The sequence below is a fragment of the Aeromonas popoffii genome (genome assembly GCF_000820025.1).
Taxonomy (GTDB): domain Bacteria; phylum Pseudomonadota; class Gammaproteobacteria; order Enterobacterales; family Aeromonadaceae; genus Aeromonas; species Aeromonas popoffii.
In genome coordinates this window covers 169,866-195,299 of record NZ_CDBI01000055.1, presented here as the reverse complement: position 1 = coordinate 195,299, position 25,434 = coordinate 169,866, and the positions used below count along the sequence as shown (strand labels likewise).

The window sequence follows — 25,434 nt, the reverse complement described above, 5'->3', positions numbered from 1 at the left end:
ATGATGGAGCTATGCTAACGCTGCACCTGACGATGAGCAAGCTCACCAAGCATTGCGAAGCGGAATCTTGCGTTCGTCATACTCGATGCTGTCCCTGCAGTGCGTCGGGCTGCGCATGATGAAGTTGATGATTTTCTCTGCCCTTATTGCCCAGCGCTTCCCCAGCTTGGCGTTGTAGCCTACGTTGCCAGAGATGGTCTCGTCGGGCCTGCCGCCCAAAAGAGTGTTGCCAAACTGATCCATCGAAACCAGCACGCGGAAAAAGTATCGAGTGACTCGGTTACTCATGATCTTCCTTATCGATAGGTGGAGCCTTCTGCCGTAATGTTCACCGTTTTAACTACGGCACCGTTCAAAATGAAGTCGATTGCAGCGGTAATAACCTGATATCCCGAAGAACCAGGGGCTCTACACCCCACCCCGCGCCACGTTCCATCCGGGGTAAAAGCAGTGCTGTTAGAGGCGCCAGAGAAAATCACCGATCCATCTCCCCCTGTGTGCCGGATCCGGATTTGGCACATCCCTCTTGTGAGCTGGGTATTAGAGATCCCGGAACCACCTCCCCATATGTCATTTCCAAAACGCCAAAAATAAAGCATACCGTCTGCATTCTCTGCCACTGGGTTACCGGGGTTCCCAATTATCGAAAACGCACTTTTACCGCTAAGTTCCCCCACATAACGGGGGGCACTGATACCTGCTTTGCTCAGAATATTGGAAGCCCAGCCGTTCCCCCCAAACTCGCTGTTGGCCTGGGATAGCCAGAAGGGCTTATTGGGAACGGTCATCCAGGGCCTCCACCTTCTTGTCCAGCTCTTTAATGGCTTCGACTACCAGTGCCAGGATGCCCGCCTGAGCCAACGACAAGTAACCATCGTGGTTTAAAAATACTGATTCAGGCTGCACGGCGGCCACCTCCTGCGCGATCAACCCTGCTTCACGCCGACCCATTTTGTCGTATAGCTTTCCGTGCAATCTCTTGACCTTACCTAACGCATCTCGAATCGACTCAAAGTTCCTTTTGAGTCGTGAATCTGAGCGAATGTAGACATCATTGAAATTTCCGTTCTGCGCAACAACATCTGCATATGCGCCAGCGCCTTGTTTGTAGAAATAGAACGTCGATCCATCTCTCATTTGAATGCTGCCAGCAAACAACCCGGGTTGGTGGAATCCATAGGTTGGGAACACAGTGTTGGCAGCTCCATTCCCATTTGCCTCAAAACTCCCTGCGCTGTAGTCATTCCCTGTGCCGTAACCAACCCAACGAGTAGGTTTACCTGTTACTTCGCCCCAAGATGGCCAACGCGTGGCAAAAATTGGTAACCCCGTCAGTTGTGACCAAGCGTGAGTATGGCTCGCCGCGGCCGCACCAATTTCCCCCGGCGTCGGCTTGTTCAGGGTGTTGTATTCCCTTGCCCACCCAGTCCACGCTCCAGTGCTGTACTGCGCTCGGGTCCAAACCCGTGAAGTGTTGTAGACGTGGTAACGCTGCTGAACTCCAGCGCCAGAAGTCACTGTCAAACTGCCAGCCAGATTCTCCGGATAGTTTCGTGCGGCCGAGGTGTTAACGTTGGCATGCTGGGCATACACCTTTGGGTCAATCAGTGTATCAAGGTCCTCGGTGCCCAAGTTGATGGGATTGAGCCAAGAGCCTGGATGATTGTGACTAGCGGCAGCCAGATCCGGTTTGCTGGTCACCTCTCCCCAGGCAGGCCACCGGGTCGCCTGAACCGGAACCTGATCAAGTTGACTCCACTGATGTCGATGAGCTGCAGCAGCAAAATTAGGCTTATCAGTCACCTCGTTAAAGCTCGGCCAGCGGCTAGCGGTTACTGGTACCTCATCCAGCTCACTCCAGGAATGCCGGTGTGCCGCAGCAGCGACACTGGGCTTGCCGGTGATCTCGTCCCAAGCTGGCCAACGAGACGCTGTGACTGGGATCTGGTCGAGCTGGCTCCAGGGATGTCGGTGCGTCGCAGGGGCCAAATCAGGTTTATCTGCCACCTCCCCCCAAGCTGGCCAGCGGGTCGCATACGCAGGGATCCCCGTCAACTGCGCCCAGGAATGAGTGTGGCTCGCGGCGGCAGCTCCCAATTCTGCAAGAGTGGGCCAGCGTGAAGCGTAAACGGGGACGTTAGAGAGCTGCGACCAGGGATGAGTGTGCTCAGAGGGTGGAATGGTCACCGGTTTGTTGGTGATGTCAGCCCATCCGGGTACCCAGCTGGCTGGCCTGGCCCCCACATCGGCAGCACTCAGCACTACGGCCCCTGTCATGCCATTGACCGAGATCACAGCGTCAGAGCCATCTATCTTGAACCAGGTGCGAGTGCTCGGGTCCCAGTGCAGATAGTCACCCGCCACATAGGGGACGCTGGCAATCACCCCTGGGTGAGATATCCGATAAAACGGCACGCCACGATTCGCGGCTGGCACAGCTGGCGCCCCCGCGGCGGCATTCCAAGGACCAGACCAGACCAACTGCGAAGAGATGGCCTGTGCCCACTTCTGAGCCTGCAGCGCCCAATGCAAAGCTGAAAACTCCCCGGGGCGCCCGTTGATATCGCTCCCTTCCGGATTCTGCGCCCAGGCCTCCGCCATGCCCTCTGACACGCCGGCCCGCAGGGCACTAGCGTTGGCCGAGGCCTGATCTTGCGCTGCCTGGCTCGCCTTTGTGCTCGCCGTATCTGCCGCAGCCTGTGCCTGAGCCGTTTTCACGACCACCACATCCCGCATGCCCTCAACGGCGGTTTTCGCCTGTGAGACGGCATAGGTATTGGTGCTGACTTCCTTGTACTGCCCGGCGACTGTCGCCGCGTTCGCCACAACCTGAGTGGCCTTCTCCTGCACTTGAGCACGATCAGCTGTGACCTGCTGCGCCAACGTGCTGACCTTCGCCGCGTTATCAAGCGTCAGCACCTTTGCCCCCTCTGCCGCCAGGGCCGCCTTCTCGGCATTATTGGCGTGGGTACCTGCATTGGTCGCTGAGGTGGCCGCAGCGACCTTAGCATTGTTGGCGGCACTCGCTTGAGTGGCCGCTGCACTAGCACTGGTTGCGGCCTCATTAGCCTGGGCTGTGGCCTTGGTTGCACTGGTATTAGCCTCGGTAGCCTTGGCTGATGCGGTACTGGCACTGGCCGCTGCGGCCATTGCGCGTGCCGCGGATTCCGATGCCGAGGCATTTGCCTTGGTCGCGTGGTGCAATGCGGAATACTTGCCGGGAACCACCGCCATATCCACCGGATTCTCAGCCCACTTCTGGGCTCTGCCCGCAGACTCAGCAGCCACTCCTGCGCTGGTTTCCGCGTCACTAGCCTTATTGCCTGCAGTTAAGGCCGATTGAGATGCCGCCGCAGCCTGTTCAGTGGCTTGCTGGCTCGCCAGCTCCGCGGCACTCACAGCGTTACCTGCTTTCTGGCGGTCCTGAGCGGCAGCCTCAGCAGCGAACTCGGACCTTTGCATTGCCTCCACGGCTCGATCGAGTAGAGGAGGTGTCAGGGTGATACCACCATCAACCAGGATGTCGTTCAGGGGGCCATCTGTGCTGTGAATCGTCACTACCCCGGTACCCATGTAATCCATGTCCCCACAAAGATCGTTCTGGGTGTAGACATCATATGTGCCGACTGCCAGCTTGAATCGGTACCCCCCAGCCTGGTCGCATTTAAAGATCATTTCTGAGCCCATCAACACTTCACCCGTAGTGCTGAGGGAGCGCAGCTCGATGATTGCCCCCGGAACCAACTTGCCAGAGGGGTCAGTGATCACACCGTGGATCAGGATCATTGACGCCCCCCTTTGGTGCTGGCCTGACTGTCACGCATAGCCAACATGGTGGCGTCCGTTTCGGTACTGACCGACAGAGCATGCGTGAAGGATTGAAGGTGAAGCTGCCCTCTTGATGCATTGGCCGTCACCTCTGAATCACGCATAAACGCGCGATACATGATCCAATCCAGGCAAGGGGTGACGTATCGGTCATCTATCTGAACAGAGGCACCTGACCCAACCTCGCTTTTAGTGACTGGAGTTGGGAGAATACTTAACACGAGATCGACACTCGTCCCCGCCTTTACTCCCGGATACAGCCAGAAAGTCGTGATATTGGTTGGCTCGTGGATATAAAGCTCCGCCTCTGTTCCACCGACACTACTGGCCCAGCTCGGGATTAAGCTCTCCAGATCGGCGCGAGAGACGTAACGGATCGTTTTGCCGGTCAGCGAGTTGCGTTCCACATCGATTAGTTTGATGGTCCCTGCGGGGGCGGTTTGCCGAGTACCGGCGGCACAGGCAAAAGGCTGGGTCTTAATGAAGATGTCGGGTCTGGCGCTGGCGATCGCGGATATCGCACTGTTGTAGTAAGAGATCAAATCCTCCAGACCCCAGCTAATCCGCGGTGTATCAATCAACTCAGTTGAGGCTCTATTCAATAATTCACTGACCAGCATGGCTCACCTCAGATTAGAAGAAATCTCTCTTTCGGACAGGGTTGTGAATCCTTGCACTTGCGGTTTGCTCTATGCGGAAGCGGTACGCAGAGCGAATCCCGTCATAGAACTTGCTGCGGTTTAACTGAGCCAGCTCATGGTTTGTCCATGGCTTGGCTGGAAGCTGCTGCAGGAGATAGGCCGCACCACACACCAGCTCATGCGCATAATCCTCAACCAGTGCGCAGGGAATGAGTATTGCCGTCGGTAAAGGCTCAATAGCCCCCACAATACAAACGCTACTCAGCGGCTCAAGGAAGCGGATAGACTCGGCTGACTGTGCGTGATAGTGCCTACCAGGCGTCAGAGGGATGCCGTTTGCAGTGATGCGATGAAGTACCGAACCGGTCACCTGTGGTACTCGCACATTTTGCCTAGCCTGACGATTGATACTGCTGGCCATCGCAAAGCTGACAGTTTGTCCTTCGAGGACACTGTCGAAGTGGCGCTCCAAGTGAACAAGTGAGCTTTCTTTACAAAAAACGATTGCAGCTTCGATAAGGTAGCTATGTATTAATGCGTCAGCGCCTTCTGTGTGAGGCAAGTGGAGAACCCGCTGGCGAACCAGCGGGATCAGTGTGTCCGGACTAACCAGACGGCTATCCAGCACCGGTACCATTACTCACCACCCAACCCAGCGGCAAGCTTGGCCTTCATGGCATCACGAACGCGCACCCGGAAATCGCCGACCTTCTCTTGCGGGCCCTGCGCCTCGATATCCAGATCTTCCCCCTCCACCAAGGTGGCCAGCTGCGCAGAGGTCAGCTTGGCCAAGTCGCGGCCCCCGACAACCATGCTCTGCTCTTCGGCCAAGCGAGCTTCTTCTGCCGCCAGGCGCTCAGCCTCTTCAATAGCAGCTTGTTCCAGTGCTTCTTGTTGGGCCTTCACATCACCCAGCTCTTCGGAACGACGCCATACAGAGGGGAATTCCAGCAGCTGCATAGCGATGTGGCTCTCTACATCCACCGGGTTGTGACGAGGGAACACCAGGCGGGAGCCGGTGACGGTGTCTTTCTTGCTCGGCTTGTCGCCGATATAAACCACAGCAATCTTGTCGCTCACGGTTGTCTCTCCAATCCAGAAATATAAACGCCCGGCACAGGGCCGGGCGCACAGTGATGGGCAACCTTAGAGATTGCCGACCACCTCGTAATGCAGCTTGATCTTGACGGTACCCGTTGCAGTGCCGCCGCCGACGGTGAGGCTGATCTCCTGATCCGCCTCGGTCATCAGGTCATCGACCGGGATGTACTTGGCCACCGCCGCCGCTGTGCTCTCGGCATTGATGATGGAGGTAGCGCCGACCTTGGCGGTGATGGTGGTGCTCGCACCCAGGGCCCCACTGAACAGGGTGACCCCCACCACTTTCAGGTTGGGCTCCACCTTGTCACCAAACGCGACAACATCGCCGGCGGGCACTGCAGCCAGTTTGGCCACCAGGGTCGGGGAGATAGAGAGGTTGCCGAACGCACCGACAAACCAGCGGTACGCTTTGGCAATCAGAGTAGTCTTAGCCATGATATGGCTCCTTGTGAGGTCAGATAGTACAGAGAAGGGGCCGGATAGCCCCCCTGGGTTGGTGGCTTAGCGGCCGATGGCGCTCACTGCGGTATCCAGTGCCATGCAACCGTGGTCCTGAATGTTGCCGTTCTTCTGCTTGAAGCGGATCTTCTGCAGACCGGACACCCAACGGATAGAGATCTCGTTCGCGTTACCGTGATCGGTCGGCTCTTGGTGCATGCCGAAAGAGCCGCCCTGCTCGCCAGAACCGAAGGCATTGGCCAGTGCCTGGCCTCCCAGCAGTACGGCACGGTCGATCAGGGTGCCGGCAGTCTTGTCCACTTCTGCGCCGGTCGTGGAGTTGGCAGCACATACCTTGACGGTACTGCCTTGGTTGAAGCGGATCGGCATGCCCTTGTATTGCTTGACCAGGATGCCGCGCCACATGGCACCTTCCCCGCGGAAGATGGGGTGGTTCCAGCCTTTGGCTCGTTCTGCCACTGCGGCCAGCATGGCATTCCAGTCTTTACCAGAGCTGGAGGTGTAGAAGTCATGCCATTGACGGGGGGTGACGTAGAGCACATAGAGCGGCTCACCACCGGACGGGTCGGCTACCATCCGGATCGGCTGGATGGGGTTGGCCATCTCCGCCAGGTAGAGCGCCATATTGTCCACGCAGCCGAGGTTGAAGCGATCCGCCGCGTCGATGGCTTCGAAGGTGGTCGCGTCACCACCGAAGAAGTGGCGCTCGTAGGTCGGCGCGGTCAGCGGGTTGATCATGATGTCGGCAAACTCAGCATCATCTGCCAGCGGCAGAATGATGTCGGTGGCCGCGTAGTCGCCGCGTGCGCCGGCCAATTGAGCAAAGCCGCGCTGGTCAACCAAACGGCCGTAGTAGCCATCCCCCAGCAGTACACGGGCGGTCTTGATGAGATCGTGCTTGGTGCGCTTCTGGCTCATCTTGCCGCCAGCATCCACACCATGCCGGGTCTGGTTGATCTTGAGCGAGAAGTCGGCGAAGGACATGCTTTCGAGGCGCCCGGCCAGCTTCTTGTCGCCCATGGTCGGACGGCCAGACAGTTGGTGGAACAGCTGCATATCGACTTCGTCGCCTGCACCCTTGCCGAGATCGGTGATGCGAACAACAGGGGCGCCAGCACTGGTCTGCTTGCCGCCGTTGACCTTGGCCCCCTTGGGAGCCTCTTCGGTCAGCATGTTCACCAGCGAGTGGGAACGATTGGCGGACGTAAACAGTGCCGCCTGCAAAATCTTGTTGGCTTGCGCCGAGGTGACTTGGGTCATGGTCCTCTCCTACATGAAAACAAAAACCCCGACACAGTGGTCGGGGTTGGCTTGTATAAACGGGTTGTTGGTTAGTACCCGGCCTGCTCCAGCAGCGCCTCCATTTGGGCTTCCGTCATGGCGCCCATCTCGCCGATAAGCTCGGCTTGAGACATGGCGCCATAGCGCTCCACACCAGTTGGTGCTGCATGATGGGTTTGGCCGAGTACCGAGGGGCTGGACGGGATGAAGTCAGCGGGCTTATCTGCTTCCTTGCTGGGTGCCTTGGCTGGCGGTGGAGTAGTTTCCACGGCATCACCAAAGGCCAGCTTGGTGCGACGAGCCGCCTCTGCAAATCGCTCGTCCAGTGACCTGCCTTGCCACGCAGGATCAGCCTGGAGCTTTTCATCAACGATGATGGCGAAGTCGAAGCGGTCTTGGTCCTTCTCCCGCCAATCAACCAGATCAGGTACCGCCTGCAGCGCGGCCTGCACCGGATTGGTGGCTGGTTGAACCGGTTGTGCTACTGGCTGTTCCAGTCGATGGATCTTGTTGGCCATCGCAGTCAGGGTCTTACCGATCTCCGGATAGTCCTGAGCCAGCAGCTCTACCTCCTTCAGGTCGAGCTGGTCCGGGTCGGCATCAGGGTTAATCCCGTGCTTCTCCAGCAACGCCTGAAGCTTGTCCCGTTCGACCTGAGCCTGCTGAGACTGGCCAAGCTGCTCACGCAGGGCCTTGTTCTCATTGCGCGCCTGCTCCAGCACGTCATACGGGATGGTGTGTTGACCACTCTTGGCCAGGATCACCTTCTCAGGCGCCTTGGCCGCTTCACCGCCCTGATCGGTGTTCGCTTGTTCAGTACCGGCTGCTACTTCGACCGCCGACGGCGCGGTGTCTACGTCCGTTTTCTCGGTGGCAGTACCATCACCCAGCTCGACATCGGGCGATTGCTCGATCTCCGCCAGCATGGCTTCCAGTTCGTCCAGGCTTTCAGTCCCGGTCAGGTTGTCGATGTTCGTATCCATGGTTGTCCTCGTGGGTTTTCAGTGGGTGGTATCGCTGCCCAAGCGGGGGAAAGTTCTCGGGGAAAGCTATCCCCGGCTGGGGCTGGGCACAAAAAAACCCGCACGAGGCGGGCAATAGAGCATGACACTACAGGTGAGGAAAGCACCTGTCTGAGATTGTCCTGCGTTTAATTTTTACTAACAACTGTCAAATGTAACAAACAAAAAGGCCCAATCTCGAAAGACTGGGCCATGTTGGGGAAATCCTAACGCTGGGCGGTGAGGAAAGCAACTATCAGAGCGTGATGGCGTCGATCTGCTGCTCAATGGTTGCTAACAACTGAGCCTGTAGGGCCGCTTGTTCAACCTGGATCCCCTCTTGCTCTGCAACAAGCAGTTCCATTTCCTGCAGAGTCTTGCCGGTCTGTGCCTGCTTGAGGGCATCCTCGAACCGGATAGAGTCTGTCAGCTTGGCGATGCGCTGTGCCTCAGCTTGCCACTTGGCGGCCTTGCCCTCTAACTCGGCCAACTTGGCCTGCATCTCGCGCATGACCATCTCCTGCTCCATCTGTTGCTGCTGGGCCTGCTGTTCGGCGACGGCACGCTCCTCCTCGGTCATCTCCTCTGGATCCTTCTGGATGTTCAGCGCTTTGCGCACTCGCTCCACGAACTCAGCCTTGCGTGGCACGTCCATCAGCTCAACCAGCAAGTCAAAGCAGGCGCCGGCTGCCTCTGGCGGTAGTTGCGACATCGCCTGGGTCATCCGCTCAGCCAGCTGCTGCTTGTAGGCGGCGGTCTGCTGGATCGGTGCCAGGGCAATGTGGGCGCGCAGGCGAGTCACGTCATTGGTGAGCTTGCCGTCCTCCTGCTCCACGTTGATCACAACGGCCTTGCGGCGGCGCGGGTCATCCCTGTTCACCGTCACCTTGTGGTTGCGCTTGCTGGCCATGTCCTCAAGCAGGTAAGAGAGCGCTAGCTGTCCCACCTGCTGGCAACCCATCCGGTAGTTGTCGTTGATCTCGGAGAGTGTGGTGGCCCCCTGCTCTACCAGGTTGCTGATGGCCACACCAGATTGACCAGTGGTGCCCTGCCCCAAGAAAGCGGCGTAAACCCCCATGGTGTCCTGGATCAGCTTCACTGAATCCTGCATCACCTGGAACTGCTGGGCGGCAACGTTGAAGTCCTGCTCCACCTTGAAGGCATCACTCACGCTGGTCTTGTTCGCCCGATCTGGGTTGAGCTCGATATAACCATCAGGGCGCTCGACCTGTTCCAGCACCTGATCCCGGCTCATGTTGGTGGCGTCCTTGTCCATGATGACGCGCTTGGCCTGCAGCAGGAAGGTAAGCTTGATGCGGCGCAGGTTTACTTCGTCCTGTGCCGGCATGGCGCGGGCAATCAGGCCATAGGGCTCGCCAGAGCGGTCCTTGCGGTATCCCCAGAACGGGACAAGCGGGTACATGTTGTGGGGCGCAGTGCAGGGGCGATCCACCAGATGATGGGGACCAACAAACCAGGACTCCCGGATCGAGGCTACCGGGCAGCGTTCCAGCTTGGCGCGTCCCATGGCCACGGCAGCCAGGTGCAGTTGATTGGTCTTGTCATACTCCAGCGCCCGACCAGAATCCAGCATCAGCACCTGACGCATGGTGTAGGTGCGGTAGTAAACCACCTGCAGCAGCACCCGATCCCGATTGCGACTGCACCACTCGACCTGTTTGCGGTCGAAGTGCCCCCACTCCTCAAAAGCGCTGGCAAGATTGGGGTCCATCCCCTCTATGGTGCTGAGGCTGACAAACCCGTCCCAGTCGTTCACTCCCCAGGTGAGAGCCTCGACCTTGCTCGGGAACATGGTCTTTGCCTCATCCAGATCTACCCAACGGCGCCGCATCAACCAGCGGTTGTCACTCAGGTCTGGCTCGCGGCTGTGCCAATCCCAGTAAACCTCGTCTCGCGGTACATTGCTGAACCGGTAGCGTGGGCCAAAAGGGTCATCATTGCGGCGCACCTCCACCCAGCCGATGCCGGTCTTGATCTGACCTGCGTAGGCTTCCCCACGGGCGCGGTCCAGCCCACCAAGTCGGCACATGTCGGCGTATTCCGCATTGACGGCCTCAGCCAGCAGCTCCAACTCGTCATCGTGGTCGTCGGCAATGACCATCAGATCGGTGCGGCTCTTGGCCTCCATGCCCAGCACCCCATCAATGGTGGGCGCGATCAGGTTGTGAATGGTGATCGGCTGCCCGCGCTCCTCGAGCACCTTGACCACTTCTGGCGGCAGCTGGTCGCCGTCGTAGTAGGCGCAGGCTCGGTTGGCCATGGTGCGCCAATCTGGCTGGCCATCTATGTCGCTCATCAGATTGAGCAGGCGTGAGGTATCGAAGCCTCCCTGTTCGGGGGCCTTGGGTTGGGTCTGGTTCATCAGTTGGCCATCCAGTGCTTGGGTTTACGGGTGGTTTCGGATTTGACGATGCGGGCAGGCATGCGGGCTCGCATCTCTTGGGCGATCATGTAGCTCATCAACTGGTCGTCGTAACAGCCGGTCTGGGCGTTCATGCTGCCGCTTTTGTCGTAGACGTAGGTGGTTGCCTCGGAGATGGTGCCAACCCAGCGGATCCCGGACTGGCCGGCGCGCAACAGGTCTTTGAGGCCATCAACCACGATCGGCTTGGATTGCCGGGTAGTGAGCCAACCAAGGCGCGGCGTCTCGTCGTCGCGGTCCCGGTCGATGTACTCCTGGGCATAGATGCGGCGCACTGGGTAGTGATCCCGCAGGGCCAGCAGCACCGCATGGCCGTGGTTGTTTCGCTCTGGGCCAATGAAGGCTGGGCCATGCTCAGCGGTGCCGTACCACTTGCCCACATGGGCCAGCAGTTGGGCAAACAGCCCGGGGTCCAGGTGCCCAAACCAGTGGGCTACCTGCCGGCCATCGCTCTTGGCCACAACATCAAAGCTCGAGCGGTCGCCATGCTCCAGGCCTTCAGCCACGTCAGCGCCGACGGCATAATCCTCATCGGGGTCAGGTAGCTCCCAGACCAGCAGCATGTTCTCGAGCGAGCGTTGCCCCCGCTCGTCCAACTGCTCTGGCTTGCGAGCCTTCTCGCGCCTGCCGGTAACCGGGTCCATGTCATAGACGATGAGCGGGGCCATGCAGTCGCCCTCTGCCTCCATCGTAACGATGGGGTCGAACACTCTGCGGCCTGATGTCAGGAAGGCCTCCAGCGGCGTGCTGGGGAACTCCTGTTTCATCTCTGCGCCCTGGTTAGCCTCCTTGAGTACGTACCATTGGCGCTGCTCGTCGGTGATGGTGCAATCCATCGCCTTCTCGACGGCGGCGAAATACTCGGCCTGGGTCTTGCTCATCACCACGCCGGATGCGGGAACGTCGGCGCGATACTTGGGGTCTTGCCACCAGGCGAAGAAGTGAAACTTCCAGTCGAGCTGGCTCAGCTCACCAGAGGCTCGCGCCAGCTCCAGAGACTTCATGCTCATGCTGTGGAAGTCGCCGCCCACTCCTTCCGCTGTGCTCTCGATAAAGGCGATTGCCCCAGGGTGAATGGCGTTGAGGGTACCGGTGCGCACCTCCTTGGCCTTCTCTGGGTACTTGGCGCAAATCTTCCCGTGCTCGGATACATGCAGGCGCTGGACGGTACCGGAGCGAAAGGAGGTGGCCACCTGAATGCTGGAGCCATGCCGGAACAGGATATGGCCGCCATTCGCCCCGCCACGCCGGGTCACCACCTTGAACTGGGCCTTGAGCCAGCCAGGCAGGTTATCGAACGGCACTTCAATCTTGGTCCGGTATATCTCGCCGGCCGCAGTCAGATCCTGGGCGATGATCCCGCACTTGATGTTGTTGTTGAACAGCGCCTCGTCCAGCAGGTAGATATCAATGGCCGTGGAGAACCCGAGCTGGCGCGCCTTGAGGATGATGTTCAGATACCACATGGTCCGGAACAGTAGCTCCTGCGCCGGGCGCAACCGGAAGCGTACCAGCTTGCCCTGCTCGTTCTCGATCATGTAGAGGTTGTTCATCCGCCACCACTTATCGCTGAGCTTCAAACGGATGTAGTCCATCTGCTCCTGCTCAGTCATGATGGAGATATCGAGTTCAGTCATGGGGGATCTCAGGCAATAAAAAACCCGCCGAAGCGGGTTGGTTTACTTACTGAAATATCTACTTATTTAATCCTGACTCAGTGATCCAAATGTAAATCCAGACACATCACACAGCTTTCCGCGCCAGTATGCCCCCTTCTGTGGAATAGCAGAGCCACCGATATAATGCCGAGCATCTTTAAGATGAATATATACAGTATTGACTGGCCTTGGCTTAGAACTTGAACTATACAAAGTTTCTGAAATATTCTTCATCCCTTCGGAAATCCCCATTGAAAGTGAATTTCCACTATCCTTTCCAATCTCCTCAGACAATGAATCGAAATACTCTTTTCCCGAAATTAGCAAACCCGAAACCAACGCACCATTAACAGTCAATGTAACGCCAATGCTGACACCGGGATGATCATTTGTAAGAGCAACTAAATTAGCTAAGTGCCAATCTATGTCATTACTTTCAACTAATTGAGCAGGTGTTTCAGTCTGCTCATGACTATCTTTAACTTCAATAACATCAGCCACTTCGTTGTTCATCATTAGCTCCATTTGATTACATGAATAGCCACAATAACTGTAGTTCAACGACTCATCAATCCCCCAGTCCCCATACCCTGCAGCTCTGTGACCATCTCGCTGACCGGAGTTGACTCACTACCACCATCCTTCTCTAACCGGTCGGCCTCGACGGTCAGCTTGCGGGTCGCAGCCTTGATGCGCTTGGTGTCGGCCTCAATCTTCGGCCCTGTAACCTCATCAATCCGCAGGACGCTAAGCGTTCGCTCGATTGATTCGATACGCTGGATGTTGCGGTCGAGGGCCTGCTCAGCCCGCAAGATCTTGTCATAGAGCGCGATCCGGTCGGTCACCTCTTTTGCCTCGACCAGATCTTGCTGTAGGGACTTCATGGTTTTGGTGACAGAGATAACGCGAGCTCGAGTGAACACCAGCTCATCCGTCAGCCGCAACGCCTCGGCATGGTCGAACAGCTCATCGGCCTCGAGGAACTGGGCGTAACCACCATGGGTCAATGCAGGCCGGTCGCCGGGCTTCCACTGATTGGGTGGGTTGGGATTGCCAGGGTTCCCCTCGATGAAGCGGCCACTATGGTCACGGCCGTTGGTTTTCGGGTTCTGGGCCGAGTCAGCCGGGGTGCGAGTGGATGAGGATGACTTTCCCCCTCTTCTCTCTCCCCCTTTGCCCTTGGCTTCATTCCCCTTGGCTTGCGCTCTTTGCGCAGATTGCGCAGTTTTGCGCACTTCGGGATGCGCAGTTTGCGCAGCTACGCGAGATTTATCGGGTTGCGCAGGGGATTGCCCCCGAGATTTCAAATAGCGACGCGCCGAGTTGTAGTTAAGGCCGCGGCTATCGCACCAGTCTTTCGCACTGATGCCGGTCGCTTCATGCTCCTGCAGGAATTCTGCATTGAGCTCTGCCCAGTCGGTCTTTGCCATTTAGAGAGATAACTCGCCTTCAACGATGGTGTCACCAGGTACAGGCTCATGGGTTGCCGGTACCACAACGGAAACACCGGAGGAAAGAACAACCAGAGCCTCGCCTCCGTCGTAGTGAGCTACGCTGGCGATGACCCCAGTCACGTCGATACCGTTTATCACTTCACTGCTCCAGTTCATCTGCATCACCTTCTCCCCTTCCCCAGAAAGACAAACCCCGCAGTTATGGGCGGGGTTTCATGGTCGCGGTGCGCAGGGAGTCATAGGCTCGTTCACAGGCTAGTCCTGATGCTCGAGCTCTGTCATACGCTGCTGCCAGCTCACCCGCTCTTTCATCAGCCCGGCTGAGCAGGTCGGCGAGCACCATTGCAGGTTGTTCGGCTGCCGGGCCTCCTTGGGTAGAGCCGGGATAACTGGCGCACTGACTTGCTCGGGCTGCCAAGCGGCGGGCTTGCTCGCGCAACCGGCCAGACTCAACGCCAGCAGCAGCTGCATCAGCTTGTGCCTGGGCGATTTCTTCTTGTGCATGCTCTCTCACCTCATCAATTTCAGCCTGCCGGCGATTCTCTTCTTCCCGGGCTTCCTGCTCAGCCTTGGTTTTGGCGATGGCGAGCCTGGTGGCCTCTTCATTCCACTTCGCCTGCCAGGTCTTGCGCTCCCCCTCTTCCCCATCGGAATGACCGGACTGGTAGAGCGCCACCCCGCCACCGGCCAATGCTGCTATCACCAGGGCGCCAGCCAGGAACGGCAATGCTCTGCTTTGCGGGATCGTCACCATCACTCCCCCTTGCACTTGGCATTGAGGCGCAGCCGGTCTTTCCACAGCCCAGGGCATACCCGATTCCCCGGCGCAGAGCAGTCTTGTGTGCCCGAGCGCTTGAACAACAGGATTGCCTCACACGCCCCGGGATAATCGCCAACGTTCAGTCGCTTCACGATGGTTGAGCGGCAGAAGGCCCCTGGGCCAATGTTGTGGGAGAGCTCGACATAGGCATCGAACTCATACTGATGGAGGGGTGCTTGGATGCAGGCCTTGAGGGAATCCTCGAACACCCGCACCTCCCGCAGGCTTCGATTCACCGCTGCAACAGGGGTAATGGTGTCGCCCATCTTGACCCCTTCGGTGCTCCCGAACCCGATAGTGGGAAGCTTGGTGCCGTGTACCGGGTCGGGATAAGCCACTGGGCCATACCCCTCCCGATTCAGGATCCCCACAAAGCCGGCTGCGCTCAGCGTGAGAGCAGCGATTGCGATGCGGACCTTGCTCACTATGCACCTCCCTGCTGGCGGCGCGGCTTGATGATATTCGACCAGATGAACCAGCCCATCTGGACCGCGATCCACGTCAACGTGGCCGCAAGCACCCAGTCATTGAGCGAGTACCCGGCCAGCGTCATGCCGGACACGACCACTGGCGGTGCGGACTTTGCCACACCGGCAGCAGCCGCAGCCGTCGCGAACTCCTCTTCTTTCCCCATTTACTCGCCCTCCAGAAACGACAAAGCCCGCACGAGGCGGGCCAGAAATGAAAAAGGCCAGGGTCACGGGGACTCTGGCCATCTTTGAGCAATACTAACGCTGGGACGTCGGGGATTCAACCAGCGGAAGACGAGAGTGCAGAGGGATGATGAATCGCCACGAATTCACGCCATTCGGGTTCAAGGTCCAAGGCTAATTGCTCTTCTTGGTTCAAAGACACCCAGAATGGCAACCAAAAATTCATCCACCAGTATTCCACGTCGCCCTGCAGTGACCCCAGAGCTTCGGGATCAATCCATGGGAATGAGTCTGCTGGGAGAGGTGGGGCTAACCTTGTCTGTTGGAGAGCCTCAAGTACATTGAGGTCATCACTGGCAAACGAGACTACCGTTCCAGCAAAGGAAGGATGCAGAAATAGCACCATCTTCCTATCCAAAGGATCATCTGATCGCTCTATGACCTGCGTATTCAGCCCTGGACTCACCAGATATCCTATCTGAGAAAGTGCTAGTGTCAGCCTCTCCATGCAGCCTTCGGATACCAAGAAGCGCACTAGGTAAGCCCCTATTCCAGCATCTAGTGGCAGTGAGGCTGGGTACCCACGGTACGCCTGAGCCAGCACAGCAGTGGCACCAGAACCCTTGAAGATTGAGTCCATGTCCAGAGGGCTAGACACTCCCTTTTTCCCTAGCAATTTATCAAAAATCACTCTCCACCAAGTTCGCATACTATATACCATTATCAGACAAGCATCGCGCTCACCTCATAATGTCACCCCTCCATTACATCTAGGATCTTACTGCTCTTTTAATTGAAGGGTGAAAGCAAGACACTCCACCATCTTTTATTTACTGTGCTTACATTCAACTCGCCGTTATACTCGTCATCAAAAACGACAAAGCTATTTACATCAGTTGTAAACTTCTCCCCTGGGAATCGGAAAGGGACATCATTCCACTTCCCATAACATGTAAAGGGGGATGATTGCCCTATATAATCTCCATTGGCATTATATAAGGCAAAGTATATTGGCGACTCTGTAGTTAGCAGACAATACAACCCTATTGGGTTTATTGGAGACATGTCTCTCAAGAAGACCTTGTACTGACCATCTTTTGAGACCTCACTAATGGGATCACTCTTGTCTGAAAAGGTCAACGAGACATGTGCAAGCAGTAGCCAATATGCTAAAAAAAGCATCGCCATCAGTTTAGCTAACATCTTCATAGATATATAATTCTCTGATGAGGGAGCGGCTGTAACCAAAGCACATCGGAGAAAACAATGAAGTCACCTCCCGCATTATGTTTATCTTGCCACTCTCTAAAATCACTATTATACACAGGGACAAACCCACTCCATTTACGTGCTAAGATCCCGAAAAGACCTGCACCGTAAGAAGATAAGTACGCTGAACTTTCTGCCTTAGTAAGTACGCGGTCTTTACTCCACACGCCCAATGGTTCAGATGTAAACCTATTATCATCCACAAAGTCATACGTATCTTTTATATATACTCCGACTCGATCAACAAAAAAAGCAGACCGATTTTGATGAGTTCCAGAGTAACCACTCACCGCATATTTCAAGTTCGCATTCCCAATAGCGCCATACCAGTCATCAATGGTATCTAGTAGACCGCCAACTCCAATCGTATTCACATGTGCTGTGGCATCCAACACCCTAGCACTATCGCTCATACCTAATGGAATACACATTTTTGGAGAGTAACCTGCAGATTCCAATCTATTACGCAGTTCAGCGATACCGGCAGGAGAGTTCCAGTTTTTCATTCTCTCCTGCAATTTTTCTTTAATGAATGGTCGAGCCCATTCCATTTTAACTATTGTATCGTTGAATCGGTCATTTGGGATCGTTCTCGCATCACCACGCAGCAGCACCCTTTTTGTATCTTCTGTAAACTTGTATGATGGCTTTAAACTAAACCAATGACGCATAAGCTGAGGGGCTATCTTCCAACCCATTTTTTCCATTGCATCGGGAATTTGATCAATATGAAATATATCAACCTTTACTTCTTGGCCTTTGGTATTATCACTGGGTGACAACTTTGTGTTCGCGACCGTCATTAACGAAGTCCTACCTTTATCTGGAATACATAATCAAGGGTTAAATCTTCTTCAGCTTTACCTCTCACTTTTGAGGTCTTACCACTTGCATCAACAACACCTTCAACCATTCCTGTTGAAGACGTCATACCATAGGCTAGATGTTTAAACGGAGTACCTGTCCCGCTATCCATGATACAAAAGTGCTCATCAAACAAACCTGCGATATTTAATGGAGTAGTAACAGGAGGAGCAATGTCCCCAACAATGACCGTACCAGAACCAATGATCACCCCACCACAATCAACTGCCCCCCCGGTAATTGCCAGTGGCTTGCCATTAACGAAAACCGTTGATGAACCGGAAGCGATCTTGCGTGGATGTGGTGGATGGTTCGGCTTATCGTGTGGCGCTAGGGGATCGCCTACCCTGGCAGCAGGGATACCATCGATGAAAACGTCAGGAGAGCCAGCCGTTATGGCCGTGGGGTGAAAGCCATCATGGTCAGTTCCAATGTTACCGACCTTGGCTGCATGCTTTGACATGTGAGCTCCATTACCTCAAATGAGGGGCACAGTACAATAAAATGATTTTCTTTTGAAGCCTGATATCACAACCTCAGCGAGTTGGAACTAAGCATGCAATGGTGCTGACCTCTCAGTGCACCGGCTTGGCAGTGATTCAACCAGAAGCGGACGCTCGCGCAATTTGTCTCCAGCGTTTCACCAACAGCACGATGAGACACAGCGGGCCCAATATCAGCATGAAAACCAAGCTCACCATTAGCTTTGCAAACTTCCGGTCAAGCGATCCCCTTATTGAACCGTCATAGATGATCTGCTCACCTCCATTCCAGTAGCCAATGATCCATTGAACTGCGTATCGGCTGTATGGGTACAGCAGGGCCATCGCCAGGAGCACAATAGGTATGAGCAGCCAATTAACCATTGGTACATCATGTGCCGATGGCTTTATGAGGAACATTGCAACGGGGAACACCACGAAGATGCATAGCGATACAATAAACTGCCTTTTGAAAAACCAGCTGGGCAGCAATAGGAGTGTTTTTTCTTCGGTCATTTCTGCTTCCGGTACCGCTCCACCTGCTGCAGGAAGTAGGCCTGCATCTCTCCCTTGTAGTTCCCCGCCTCACTCTCGGCTGGCACCTTGATCTCGGGGTTTCTTTCCTTCCATACCGCATAGGCGGCGGCCTTCTCGACCTCAACTCTCTCCTGCTGCTCTTTCGGCAGGGAACACAGATTGAATGACGCCTGACTCACTATGCACCACCTATTTCATTGCGAATAATGCTAAAAGATTGAATTGGATCATCTTCAACTGCGGTCACATCTTCCGACAACGCCCAAGATATTTCGTGCGCATAGCCGCACTCTACGCACTGAACAAATTGTTTCTTTGTTGAGGATACAACCCTTACGTCAGGCACGGTTTGCCGCTTACTGCATCTGAGGCAGCTAAACGTCAATGGCTTAATCATCCCGCCCAGAGCTGCGTGTGACATTGCCTTGTAGTAATTTGCTGATATAGCGCTAAAAGCATCTTCAGAATCCTTTCTTGGGTTTCCAAAGGCACCATTTCTTACTCCGGCAGGCATACCACCAAACACGGCATCTGCTATTAATCGTGGCAACTCATTAGTGGCGCACCACCTGCACACTGATATCTCCGAGATATCCTCACCTTGACACATCCATGTGGCAGCAGCGGTACGCACTCCACACATGGTGCAGCGCTTGTCGATCTCATTCTCAATCATGATGCCCCCAGAACAATCGTGTGTATGTGTCACGATTTTGCACCATGGTGCGCTGGGGGACAAATGTATCTGCATAGGCCTGCGGCAATCAGGAGCCAATCGCTCCATGATGATCTTCATCGTTGGCGCAGCTATACTGTATTTATATACAGCACAATAGAGTTCCAAACATGTACGCAGTTCCCGATTTCAACGCCCCGACATTGGAAATCCCCTTGTTCCTCTCCCCTGCAGCGTGCGGCTTCCCCTCCCCCGCCCAGGACTACGTCGAACAGACCATCGACCTGAACCAGCTCTGCATTGCCCACCCAGCCGCGACCTATTACGTGCGAGCTGCAGGGGATAGCATGGTGGATCACGGGATCCGCGATGGTGACATGCTGGTTGTAGACCGTAGCAGCAAGCCAGTTCATGGCAGCGTGGTCGTGGCAGCCGTTGATGGCGAGTTCACAGTGAAGCAACTCCAGCTCAGCCCGTCGGTCTGCCTCCTACCGGGAAACCCGGCATATCGCCCTATTCACTTCTGTGATGGGCAGAACCTAGAGATTTTCGGCGTGGTTACCTTCGTCATCCACAGAATGCCGGCCCCATGAACAAAAGCTGCGCTGTGGCGCTGGTCGATGTGAACAACTTCTACGCCTCTTGCGAGCGCCTGTTTCGCCCAGACCTCAAGGGGGTGCCTATTGTCGTGCTCTCCAACAATGACGGCTGCGTGGTAGCCCGATCGGCTGAGGCCAAGAAGCTGGGGATCAAGATGGGTGTGCCCTACTTCCAGATCCGTCAGTTCTTCGAGGCGATCGGCGGCGTCTGGTTCTCCAGCAACTATGCCCTCTACGGCGACATGTCGCAGAGGGTGATGACGATTTTGGAGGGAATGGCGCCAGCGGTGGAGGTCTACAGCATCGACGAAGCGTTCATCGAGCTGAGCGAGAGCTGGGCTGGCGACCTGGTGGAGTATGGCCGCCAAGTTCGCGAGCGGGTGCAGCAGTGGACTGGGCTTGTGGTGGGGGTCGGTATCGGCCCAACCAAGACCCTGGCCAAGCTCGCCAACTACGCAGCCAAGAAATGGCCGGCCACTGGCGGTGTGGTAGATCTGCGTAACGAGGGGCGGCGCGCTCGCCTGATGGCCATCACCCCGGTGGATGAGATATGGGGCATCGGCCGGCGGCTGTCGGCAAAACTCAACGAGCAGGGCATCAAGACTGTTGCCGAGCTGGTTGCTGCTGATCCAAAGGCCCTTCGCCGGAGATATGGGGTTGTGGTAGAGCGAACGGTGCAGGAGCTGCGGGGGATCCCCTGCGCCGAGCTGGAGCAAGAGGCCCAGGCCAAGCAGCAGATCATCTGCTCCCGCTCCTTTGGCGAGCGGATCACCACCATGGAGCCCATGCATCAAGCCCTGGCCGGCTACATGGAGCGAGCCGCCGAAAAACTCAGGGCGGAGGGAATGTGCTGCCGTCATGTGACCCTATTCATCCGCACCAGTCCGTTCAGTGACAAGGCCCCCTATTACGGCAACCAGATCAGCACCAAGCTGGCGGTTCCCACCAATGACACCCGGGCCCTGCTATCTCTGATCGCCCCCCTTCTATCTCGGATCTGGGTTGAAGAGCAGCACTACCAGAAAGGCGGTGTCATGCTTGCCGACTTCACCCCTACCGGCATCCAGCAGGGGGACCTATTCATCAACGAGCAGCAGGATCCCCGCAGCGATGCTCTCATGCAGGTGATCGACAGGATTAATCAGGGGCGAATGGGGAAGGTCTACTTTGCTGCCCGTGGCCGGGACAACAGGGAGTGGATGATGAAGCAAGAGAAGCTCAGCCCACGCTACACAACGAGCATCAGCGAGCTCCCCGCGGCGAAGGCATAATCTTAACCAACCTGGCCAGCTGCTGCTGGACTGGCTCCCACTTAGGGTCAGAGGGCACCTTTACTGCTCTCGGCGGAGGCTCTGGATGGATGGCTATCACCTTGATGAAAACCCGACGGGGGCTTCGCTTCCCAGGCTCACGCTTGCAGCTCCTTGTCTCGGCAACTGTCTCCACGTAGCTAAGACGACGCAGGTAGACCAACACGTCGCCAGCTACCGCGTCCGACACCCCAATCAGACCGGAGATTGAATGCAGATCGAAGAAGTCGCCATAGAGCAAACCCCATCCGGCGACCTGTAAAGCCATTGGTTTCAGCCTGCTATCCATTTTCCCTCATCAAGCTGCGTATTGACCCCACCACAATGAATAGCATTGCTTCAACCATTTACTCAAGCGGCTCTCATCTCCCGCACCTGCCGGTCCATGACCCTGGCTAGATCTGACGCCTGGTGAATCACCTCATCAACGGCATGCTCAACCGCCTGCCGCATCTGCACACCGAACCGGCGAGAGACCAACTCAGCATCCGGTACCACCCGCCCGGTACCGTGGCACTTCGGGCACTCATCCGCCTTGCGCGGGCGTAGTCCTGTCCCATTGCAGTGCGGGCAGCGGCCTGACTGCATCATCTCAGCCACACAGTGGTCACGGGCAAGGCCCAGTATCCCGTTCCGCTCATCCAGCAGGCGCCGGTATTCGTGGTCATTCCCAGCACGGTGCGCCCGCTTGGCCTTCTCCATTACCACAGCAGCCCGGCGGCGCTCCTTGTCATAGTGCGGGTGAGACAACACTAGCCGCTCCAACTGCTCTGGCAGGGGGCGACGCAACAGGATAGCCATGGCCATGCCACCGGCCTCTCCGCTGCCCAGAGTGGTGCTAAAGTGGGCCAGCAGCCCCTGAATGGCTTGCTCATCGCCCAGGTGATCAGCCATCAGATACTGGAGCCCCTGCGGATTGTTCTTGGCGGCCACCTGTAAAGCCCCGAGGAACTCGTCACGGCCCAGGTTGCTGACGCTCCCGGACGATGGCTCATGGAGCGCCCCTTTCGGCGAGAAAAGGCGCAGCACCATCTCAATTGCATTACTCATGGTCGGGTCCTCGGTTGGTGTTCTGGTCAAATGCCTTGAGCAGCCAGGCACGCAGCTGGCCGGTCTTGATGTGCTCGGGAGTTGCCTCGATGACAGTCCACCCGAGCAGGGCGGCCTCATTCATCTTGACCCGGTCCTCTACGAACCCCCGACCCCGGGTATGCCGGCCACCGGAGTGGATACCGCCGTGGATCTCGACGGCGATCATGCTGGCTGGCCAGGCGTAGTCGAAACGCCATTTGCGCTTGGGGTGGAACAGCAGCTCTGTAACCGGGTCGGGGAAGCCGACAAGCTGAGCCAGCACTAGACTTTGCAAACCCTCTATGTGGGGGATCATGTGCGCCTTATTGGCTGCGTTCCTGACTTTGGGGCTGTTACCCAGCAGCTGGGCCGCATCGAGGGCGGAAAGGTGGATCATGCCGCCCTCCCGATGGTGTTCTTGCGCAGTTCGGCGACCTCTTGGGCCACTTGGGCAAGCAGGGTCTCCTCACTGCCGTGCTCAGCCTGCCAGCTCTTGGGGGCGGCATGGAAACCGGTGGGATAACAGGCTCGGTGATGCCGCGGGCAGAGAGGGAGCACCTGGGTGTGAGCGGCGCGCTGCGCAATCCCGACGCCAGAGCGCACATGGTGAATTTCCGCAAGGCTCGGCCCTAGGCCTGCATTGCGGCAGGCGACACAGCCGAGCGAGCTCACATCGTCCAACCACTGCTTGTCGGCCATGGTCCTGCTCACGCTGCAGCCCTCCCGTATGCGGCCACCCAGTCGAAGCCGCGGCGCGACTCGTCCCCAAACCGCACACCATGCTGGGCGCCGAAGGCCTGAGCCATCTCGATGAGATCGCGCATCTCGCGAACTGTCATCTTGGAAGTGGACTTGCCCAGCACCACGAAACCGGTGCCGTCGATGTTCGGCACCACGTCCTGCTGGTACAGGGCAGCACTGAGAACGTGCTTCCAGTCCTCCTTGGAAAGCTTGCGGCCGTGCCAGTCCACCTGCTCGGCGATGTCGGTCAGGGATGCCCACATCATGGCGTTCTGGGCCAGGGAGCGGGTCATCTCCTTGATTTCGATGACTAGCGGCTTGTCCTGGTCTACCGGCAGGCCAGCGACCAACTGGCAAGCGCGGGACCGGATTTCAGGGCTACGGAGGAAATACTTGGGGTAGGCGCTCATGCAGCATCCTCCCCTATCAGCTTCTCGGTGCTCACATGAGGGGGGATAGACTTGATGCTTTTGATGCTGGCACAGCCGCGTGGGCGTGCTGCGAATAGATCTCGGGTATGTGGTTTGGTCATGGTCTGGGTCCTTTTGGTCATACACAGCCGGGTGGTCTAGGTCCGGCACTGACTATGGTACCCACTATCGATAATTTCTGTCACGCACCAGAAGCGATCTCCATCATTGCTCTATCCACAATACATAACGGGGTGACCATCATCCCAGATGCATGCTTAACTAAAACCGCAAACTATGTCATATAAAAACAATGCATATCAGATTGAGTCCAATGTATGATGAGTTATTGATGACTGACAATTTAAATTAAGAGGTAACACATGCTCGATTTGGCTGAGAAAATAACTAATCACCTTCAATCAGGCCATATTATAGTTCTAGTCGCAGCCTTTGCACTTAGCCTTGCACGTAGATATTTCCCTTTACTGAATGCCTACCATGAACACAGGAAGAGGCGAGTCACAGAGCTAGAAAACATTATAAAAAGTAGACACATAAGCCCACAATTCAAGAGGAACCTCAAAGAGGAAATTGAGTGTGAGCACTTTAAGTGTGTATACGGTGTAAGAGCACGAAAATCTCTTATAGATCAAGTTTTCATGCTTCACGAAATAATTAATGGAGAGAGAACGCTAAACCAGTTTGCGAATGCACTTAAGCTTTATCCAAAAGTGATTCAAACCCATGATAGTAGTTACCGTCTTAAAGTTGGCCTGCTGGATTATTTCTTTGGATTTTACCATCTATTCTTTGGATTGTTGTTTTTGGTTGTCGGAGCGATTACATTAACATATCAAATAGATAAAGGCCTATTTGCACTTGGTGGCCGCCCCCTGATTCTGTCACTAGTAGTAATAGTTGGAGGTCTATATATGCTATATATGAGCACATCTATTTACTCATTGATGCTCATCAATCGAACACTTAAAACCAGGACCTAGTTACACCTACAGCCTCCTCAGGGTGGGCTGACGCCCTCAACAAACGGAACCATTCGGGTTACCATAACCCCTCTAACCGTAGTCAGCAGTCTCGAGGGAATTACAGTGGCATTCTGGTGGGTAAACCATAAGCAAACGTACAGTGCAGAGGTCGGGGGCGGCTACATCTGGTCGCCCATGACCAACCGCAACGGCTCGAAGAACCAGACCTATATCAACCTCACGCTGACTCGGCCAGGTGATGTTGTCATCTCCTACGCCGGCGATCTGCTGTGTGCCGAGCCCTGTATCGAGCAGGCCCTACAGCAGTGGAGTATTGTGCTGCCCAAGAACGTCGGCCCGTTCGACCACAAACAGGCTAAGTTCCTTGAATATCATCAAAATGAAATCTTTAGAAGAGTCTCCATCATATGTTCTGGGCCTACTGCATCATGAAGCTGGAGTCTGCCATTCGGATATTTAATCTGAGAAATGTCATCATACTTACATACTTAAAAAACGACAAACCATCCACATTATTATGTATTTTTTAAAGGGGACAGAATATGTATGAAGCAATAGGTGTCAGTGTACTTTATTTAGCAGTAATTATAACTTCCCTTTACTTATGCATAACCCATAAGTTCATGAGAAGACCATTTATATTCATTGTAATCGGCTTTATCCTATGTGTATTTTCTGCATTTACAATATTTATATTCGACAACATCACCTCCCACTTCCAAAGCAATGGCAATAAAGCCATGTTTGATATTATAAAGAACGCATTTATGTTTTCGATAGTCTCACTTGGTGGAGGTCTTATTAGCTCAGGACTAATAAATAAAGCTCAGATCGCTCATGAGCGTCACATAAAATCAAAAAAAAATCGATTAAGCGAGACAGAGGATAGACTACAGAAAATTTACAAGCTGATTGAAGAAAACAAAGAAGTTTGGAGCCAAGAAGAAATTGATTATTTTAAAAAGTCAGCAATAAGAAATGAATTGAGAAAAATAATGATAACATCAGAAATTGAAGAGAATGAGTATTAGAATTCGTTAAGCCATATAACTACAGAGGTTTCTTATCTATTATTTAGTACACTTTATGGTTAATATATACTGGCTTGAGAGTAATATGATTAGACATG

Annotated in this window: 33 protein-coding genes; 5 read left to right on the top strand and 28 right to left on the bottom strand. The window is 55.4% G+C overall.

The window, feature by feature from the left end; genetic code table 11:
* Positions 1–42: 42 nt before the first annotated feature.
* The 24 genes from BN1129_RS11500 to BN1129_RS23340 form a co-directional block, all read right to left on the bottom strand.
* Positions 43–288: a hypothetical protein gene (locus BN1129_RS11500; protein ID WP_042036607.1), complete on the bottom strand. Its 246-nt coding sequence runs from the start codon at positions 286–288 to the stop codon at positions 43–45.
* Positions 289–296: 8 nt separating this feature from the next.
* Positions 297–788 carry a hypothetical protein gene (locus BN1129_RS23355; protein WP_157013355.1) on the bottom strand — a complete coding sequence of 164 codons (492 nt, stop codon included), beginning with the start codon at positions 786–788 and terminating at the stop codon, positions 297–299.
* Positions 772–3,786: a tail fiber domain-containing protein gene (locus BN1129_RS21845; protein ID WP_052449341.1), complete on the bottom strand. Its 3,015-nt coding sequence runs from the start codon at positions 3,784–3,786 to the stop codon at positions 772–774. Before BN1129_RS21845 ends, BN1129_RS23355 begins: the two co-directional genes overlap by 17 nt.
* Positions 3,783–4,448 (bottom strand): phage adaptor protein, encoded by a 666-nt coding sequence (locus tag BN1129_RS11490; protein WP_042036606.1) that lies wholly within the window; start codon positions 4,446–4,448, stop codon positions 3,783–3,785. The genes BN1129_RS21845 and BN1129_RS11490 overlap by 4 nt, the downstream gene beginning before the upstream one ends.
* A 13-nt stretch (positions 4,449–4,461) precedes the next feature.
* Positions 4,462–5,106, bottom strand: coding sequence for a hypothetical protein (locus BN1129_RS11485; RefSeq protein ID WP_042036605.1), 645 nt, complete (start codon positions 5,104–5,106; stop codon positions 4,462–4,464).
* The gene (locus BN1129_RS11480) at positions 5,106–5,549 is read right to left on the bottom strand and encodes a hypothetical protein (protein WP_042036604.1); all 444 of its coding nucleotides are present in this window, start codon (positions 5,547–5,549) and stop codon (positions 5,106–5,108) included. Before BN1129_RS11480 ends, BN1129_RS11485 begins: the two co-directional genes overlap by 1 nt.
* A gap of 66 nt (positions 5,550–5,615) precedes the next feature.
* A complete protein-coding gene (locus BN1129_RS11475) occupies positions 5,616–6,005 on the bottom strand; it encodes a hypothetical protein (protein WP_042036603.1) in 390 nt (129 codons plus the stop codon).
* A gap of 66 nt (positions 6,006–6,071) precedes the next feature.
* Positions 6,072–7,289 carry a phage capsid family protein gene (locus BN1129_RS11470; RefSeq protein WP_042036601.1) on the bottom strand — a complete coding sequence of 406 codons (1,218 nt, stop codon included), beginning with the start codon at positions 7,287–7,289 and terminating at the stop codon, positions 6,072–6,074.
* A 71-nt stretch (positions 7,290–7,360) separates the two neighbouring features.
* A complete protein-coding gene (locus tag BN1129_RS11465) occupies positions 7,361–8,293 on the bottom strand; it encodes a hypothetical protein (RefSeq protein WP_042036600.1) in 933 nt (310 codons plus the stop codon).
* Between the two features lie 274 nt (positions 8,294–8,567).
* Complete coding sequence (locus BN1129_RS11460) at positions 8,568–10,694, bottom strand: portal protein (RefSeq protein ID WP_042036599.1); 2,127 nt, start codon at positions 10,692–10,694, stop codon at positions 8,568–8,570.
* Positions 10,694–12,391 carry a terminase large subunit gene (locus BN1129_RS11455; RefSeq protein WP_042036598.1) on the bottom strand — a complete coding sequence of 566 codons (1,698 nt, stop codon included), beginning with the start codon at positions 12,389–12,391 and terminating at the stop codon, positions 10,694–10,696. The genes BN1129_RS11460 and BN1129_RS11455 overlap by 1 nt, the downstream gene beginning before the upstream one ends.
* A gap of 66 nt (positions 12,392–12,457) precedes the next feature.
* Positions 12,458–12,925: a gas vesicle accessory protein GvpU gene (gene gvpU, locus BN1129_RS23350; protein ID WP_157013354.1), complete on the bottom strand. Its 468-nt coding sequence runs from the start codon at positions 12,923–12,925 to the stop codon at positions 12,458–12,460.
* Between the two features lie 44 nt (positions 12,926–12,969).
* A complete protein-coding gene (locus tag BN1129_RS11450; protein WP_042036597.1) occupies positions 12,970–13,842 on the bottom strand; it encodes a hypothetical protein in 873 nt (290 codons plus the stop codon).
* Positions 13,843–14,022 (bottom strand): hypothetical protein, encoded by a 180-nt coding sequence (locus BN1129_RS11445; RefSeq protein ID WP_244463048.1) that lies wholly within the window; start codon positions 14,020–14,022, stop codon positions 13,843–13,845. It lies immediately after the preceding gene.
* Positions 14,023–14,065: 43 nt separating this feature from the next.
* Positions 14,066–14,620: a DUF2514 domain-containing protein gene (locus BN1129_RS11440; RefSeq protein WP_042036594.1), complete on the bottom strand. Its 555-nt coding sequence runs from the start codon at positions 14,618–14,620 to the stop codon at positions 14,066–14,068.
* Positions 14,620–15,111 carry a lysozyme gene (locus BN1129_RS11435; protein WP_042036593.1) on the bottom strand — a complete coding sequence of 164 codons (492 nt, stop codon included), beginning with the start codon at positions 15,109–15,111 and terminating at the stop codon, positions 14,620–14,622. Before BN1129_RS11435 ends, BN1129_RS11440 begins: the two co-directional genes overlap by 1 nt.
* The gene (locus BN1129_RS11430) at positions 15,111–15,320 is read right to left on the bottom strand and encodes a hypothetical protein (RefSeq protein WP_005906222.1); all 210 of its coding nucleotides are present in this window, start codon (positions 15,318–15,320) and stop codon (positions 15,111–15,113) included. Before BN1129_RS11430 ends, BN1129_RS11435 begins: the two co-directional genes overlap by 1 nt.
* Positions 15,321–15,436: 116 nt before the next feature.
* Positions 15,437–15,745 (bottom strand): hypothetical protein, encoded by a 309-nt coding sequence (locus tag BN1129_RS23345; protein ID WP_157013353.1) that lies wholly within the window; start codon positions 15,743–15,745, stop codon positions 15,437–15,439.
* Positions 15,746–16,128: 383 nt separating this feature from the next.
* Positions 16,129–16,542: a DUF6201 family protein gene (locus tag BN1129_RS24590; protein ID WP_422614007.1), complete on the bottom strand. Its 414-nt coding sequence runs from the start codon at positions 16,540–16,542 to the stop codon at positions 16,129–16,131.
* Between the two features lie 2 nt (positions 16,543–16,544).
* Positions 16,545–17,411, bottom strand: coding sequence for a DUF6402 family protein (locus BN1129_RS11415; RefSeq protein WP_042036589.1), 867 nt, complete (start codon positions 17,409–17,411; stop codon positions 16,545–16,547).
* Positions 17,411–17,935: a type VI secretion system PAAR protein gene (locus BN1129_RS22515; protein WP_042036588.1), complete on the bottom strand. Its 525-nt coding sequence runs from the start codon at positions 17,933–17,935 to the stop codon at positions 17,411–17,413. The genes BN1129_RS11415 and BN1129_RS22515 overlap by 1 nt, the downstream gene beginning before the upstream one ends.
* A 136-nt stretch (positions 17,936–18,071) precedes the next feature.
* Positions 18,072–18,470, bottom strand: coding sequence for a hypothetical protein (locus BN1129_RS11405; protein ID WP_042036586.1), 399 nt, complete (start codon positions 18,468–18,470; stop codon positions 18,072–18,074).
* The gene (locus BN1129_RS11400; protein ID WP_042036584.1) at positions 18,467–18,670 is read right to left on the bottom strand and encodes a DUF3283 family protein; all 204 of its coding nucleotides are present in this window, start codon (positions 18,668–18,670) and stop codon (positions 18,467–18,469) included. Before BN1129_RS11400 ends, BN1129_RS11405 begins: the two co-directional genes overlap by 4 nt.
* Positions 18,670–19,167 (bottom strand): hypothetical protein, encoded by a 498-nt coding sequence (locus BN1129_RS23340; RefSeq protein ID WP_157013352.1) that lies wholly within the window; start codon positions 19,165–19,167, stop codon positions 18,670–18,672. Before BN1129_RS23340 ends, BN1129_RS11400 begins: the two co-directional genes overlap by 1 nt.
* A gap of 170 nt (positions 19,168–19,337) precedes the next feature.
* Here BN1129_RS23340 and umuD point away from each other — a divergent pair, with 170 nt between their 5' ends.
* Entirely contained in the window at positions 19,338–19,760 is a 423-nt protein-coding gene (gene umuD / locus BN1129_RS11395; RefSeq protein ID WP_042036583.1) for a translesion error-prone DNA polymerase V autoproteolytic subunit, read from the top strand.
* Positions 19,757–21,037 (top strand): translesion error-prone DNA polymerase V subunit UmuC, encoded by a 1,281-nt coding sequence (gene umuC, locus BN1129_RS11390; RefSeq protein WP_042036582.1) that lies wholly within the window; start codon positions 19,757–19,759, stop codon positions 21,035–21,037. The genes umuD and umuC overlap by 4 nt, the downstream gene beginning before the upstream one ends.
* 390 nt (positions 21,038–21,427) lie before the next feature.
* Here umuC and BN1129_RS11380 read toward each other — a convergent pair whose 3' ends face one another.
* Genes BN1129_RS11380 through BN1129_RS11365 form a run of 4 tightly spaced genes read right to left on the bottom strand, consistent with a single transcriptional unit; the run spans position 21,428 to position 23,298 of the window.
* Positions 21,428–22,126, bottom strand: coding sequence for a TIGR02642 family protein (locus BN1129_RS11380; RefSeq protein ID WP_042036581.1), 699 nt, complete (start codon positions 22,124–22,126; stop codon positions 21,428–21,430).
* Entirely contained in the window at positions 22,119–22,544 is a 426-nt protein-coding gene (locus BN1129_RS11375) for a hypothetical protein (protein WP_042036580.1), read from the bottom strand. Before BN1129_RS11375 ends, BN1129_RS11380 begins: the two co-directional genes overlap by 8 nt.
* Positions 22,541–22,858: a Ref family recombination enhancement nuclease gene (locus BN1129_RS11370; RefSeq protein WP_042036579.1), complete on the bottom strand. Its 318-nt coding sequence runs from the start codon at positions 22,856–22,858 to the stop codon at positions 22,541–22,543. Before BN1129_RS11370 ends, BN1129_RS11375 begins: the two co-directional genes overlap by 4 nt.
* The gene (locus BN1129_RS11365) at positions 22,855–23,298 is read right to left on the bottom strand and encodes a recombination protein NinB (RefSeq protein WP_042036578.1); all 444 of its coding nucleotides are present in this window, start codon (positions 23,296–23,298) and stop codon (positions 22,855–22,857) included. Before BN1129_RS11365 ends, BN1129_RS11370 begins: the two co-directional genes overlap by 4 nt.
* A gap of 383 nt (positions 23,299–23,681) precedes the next feature.
* Here BN1129_RS11365 and BN1129_RS11360 point away from each other — a divergent pair, with 383 nt between their 5' ends.
* The 3 genes from BN1129_RS11360 (at position 23,682) to BN1129_RS11350 (ending at position 25,336) form a co-directional block, all read left to right on the top strand.
* Positions 23,682–24,302: a hypothetical protein gene (locus tag BN1129_RS11360; RefSeq protein WP_042036577.1), complete on the top strand. Its 621-nt coding sequence runs from the start codon at positions 23,682–23,684 to the stop codon at positions 24,300–24,302.
* A gap of 105 nt (positions 24,303–24,407) precedes the next feature.
* The gene (locus tag BN1129_RS11355; protein WP_042036576.1) at positions 24,408–24,737 is read left to right on the top strand and encodes a hypothetical protein; all 330 of its coding nucleotides are present in this window, start codon (positions 24,408–24,410) and stop codon (positions 24,735–24,737) included.
* Between the two features lie 110 nt (positions 24,738–24,847).
* Positions 24,848–25,336, top strand: coding sequence for a hypothetical protein (locus BN1129_RS11350; protein WP_042036574.1), 489 nt, complete (start codon positions 24,848–24,850; stop codon positions 25,334–25,336).
* Positions 25,337–25,434 lie beyond the last annotated feature (98 nt).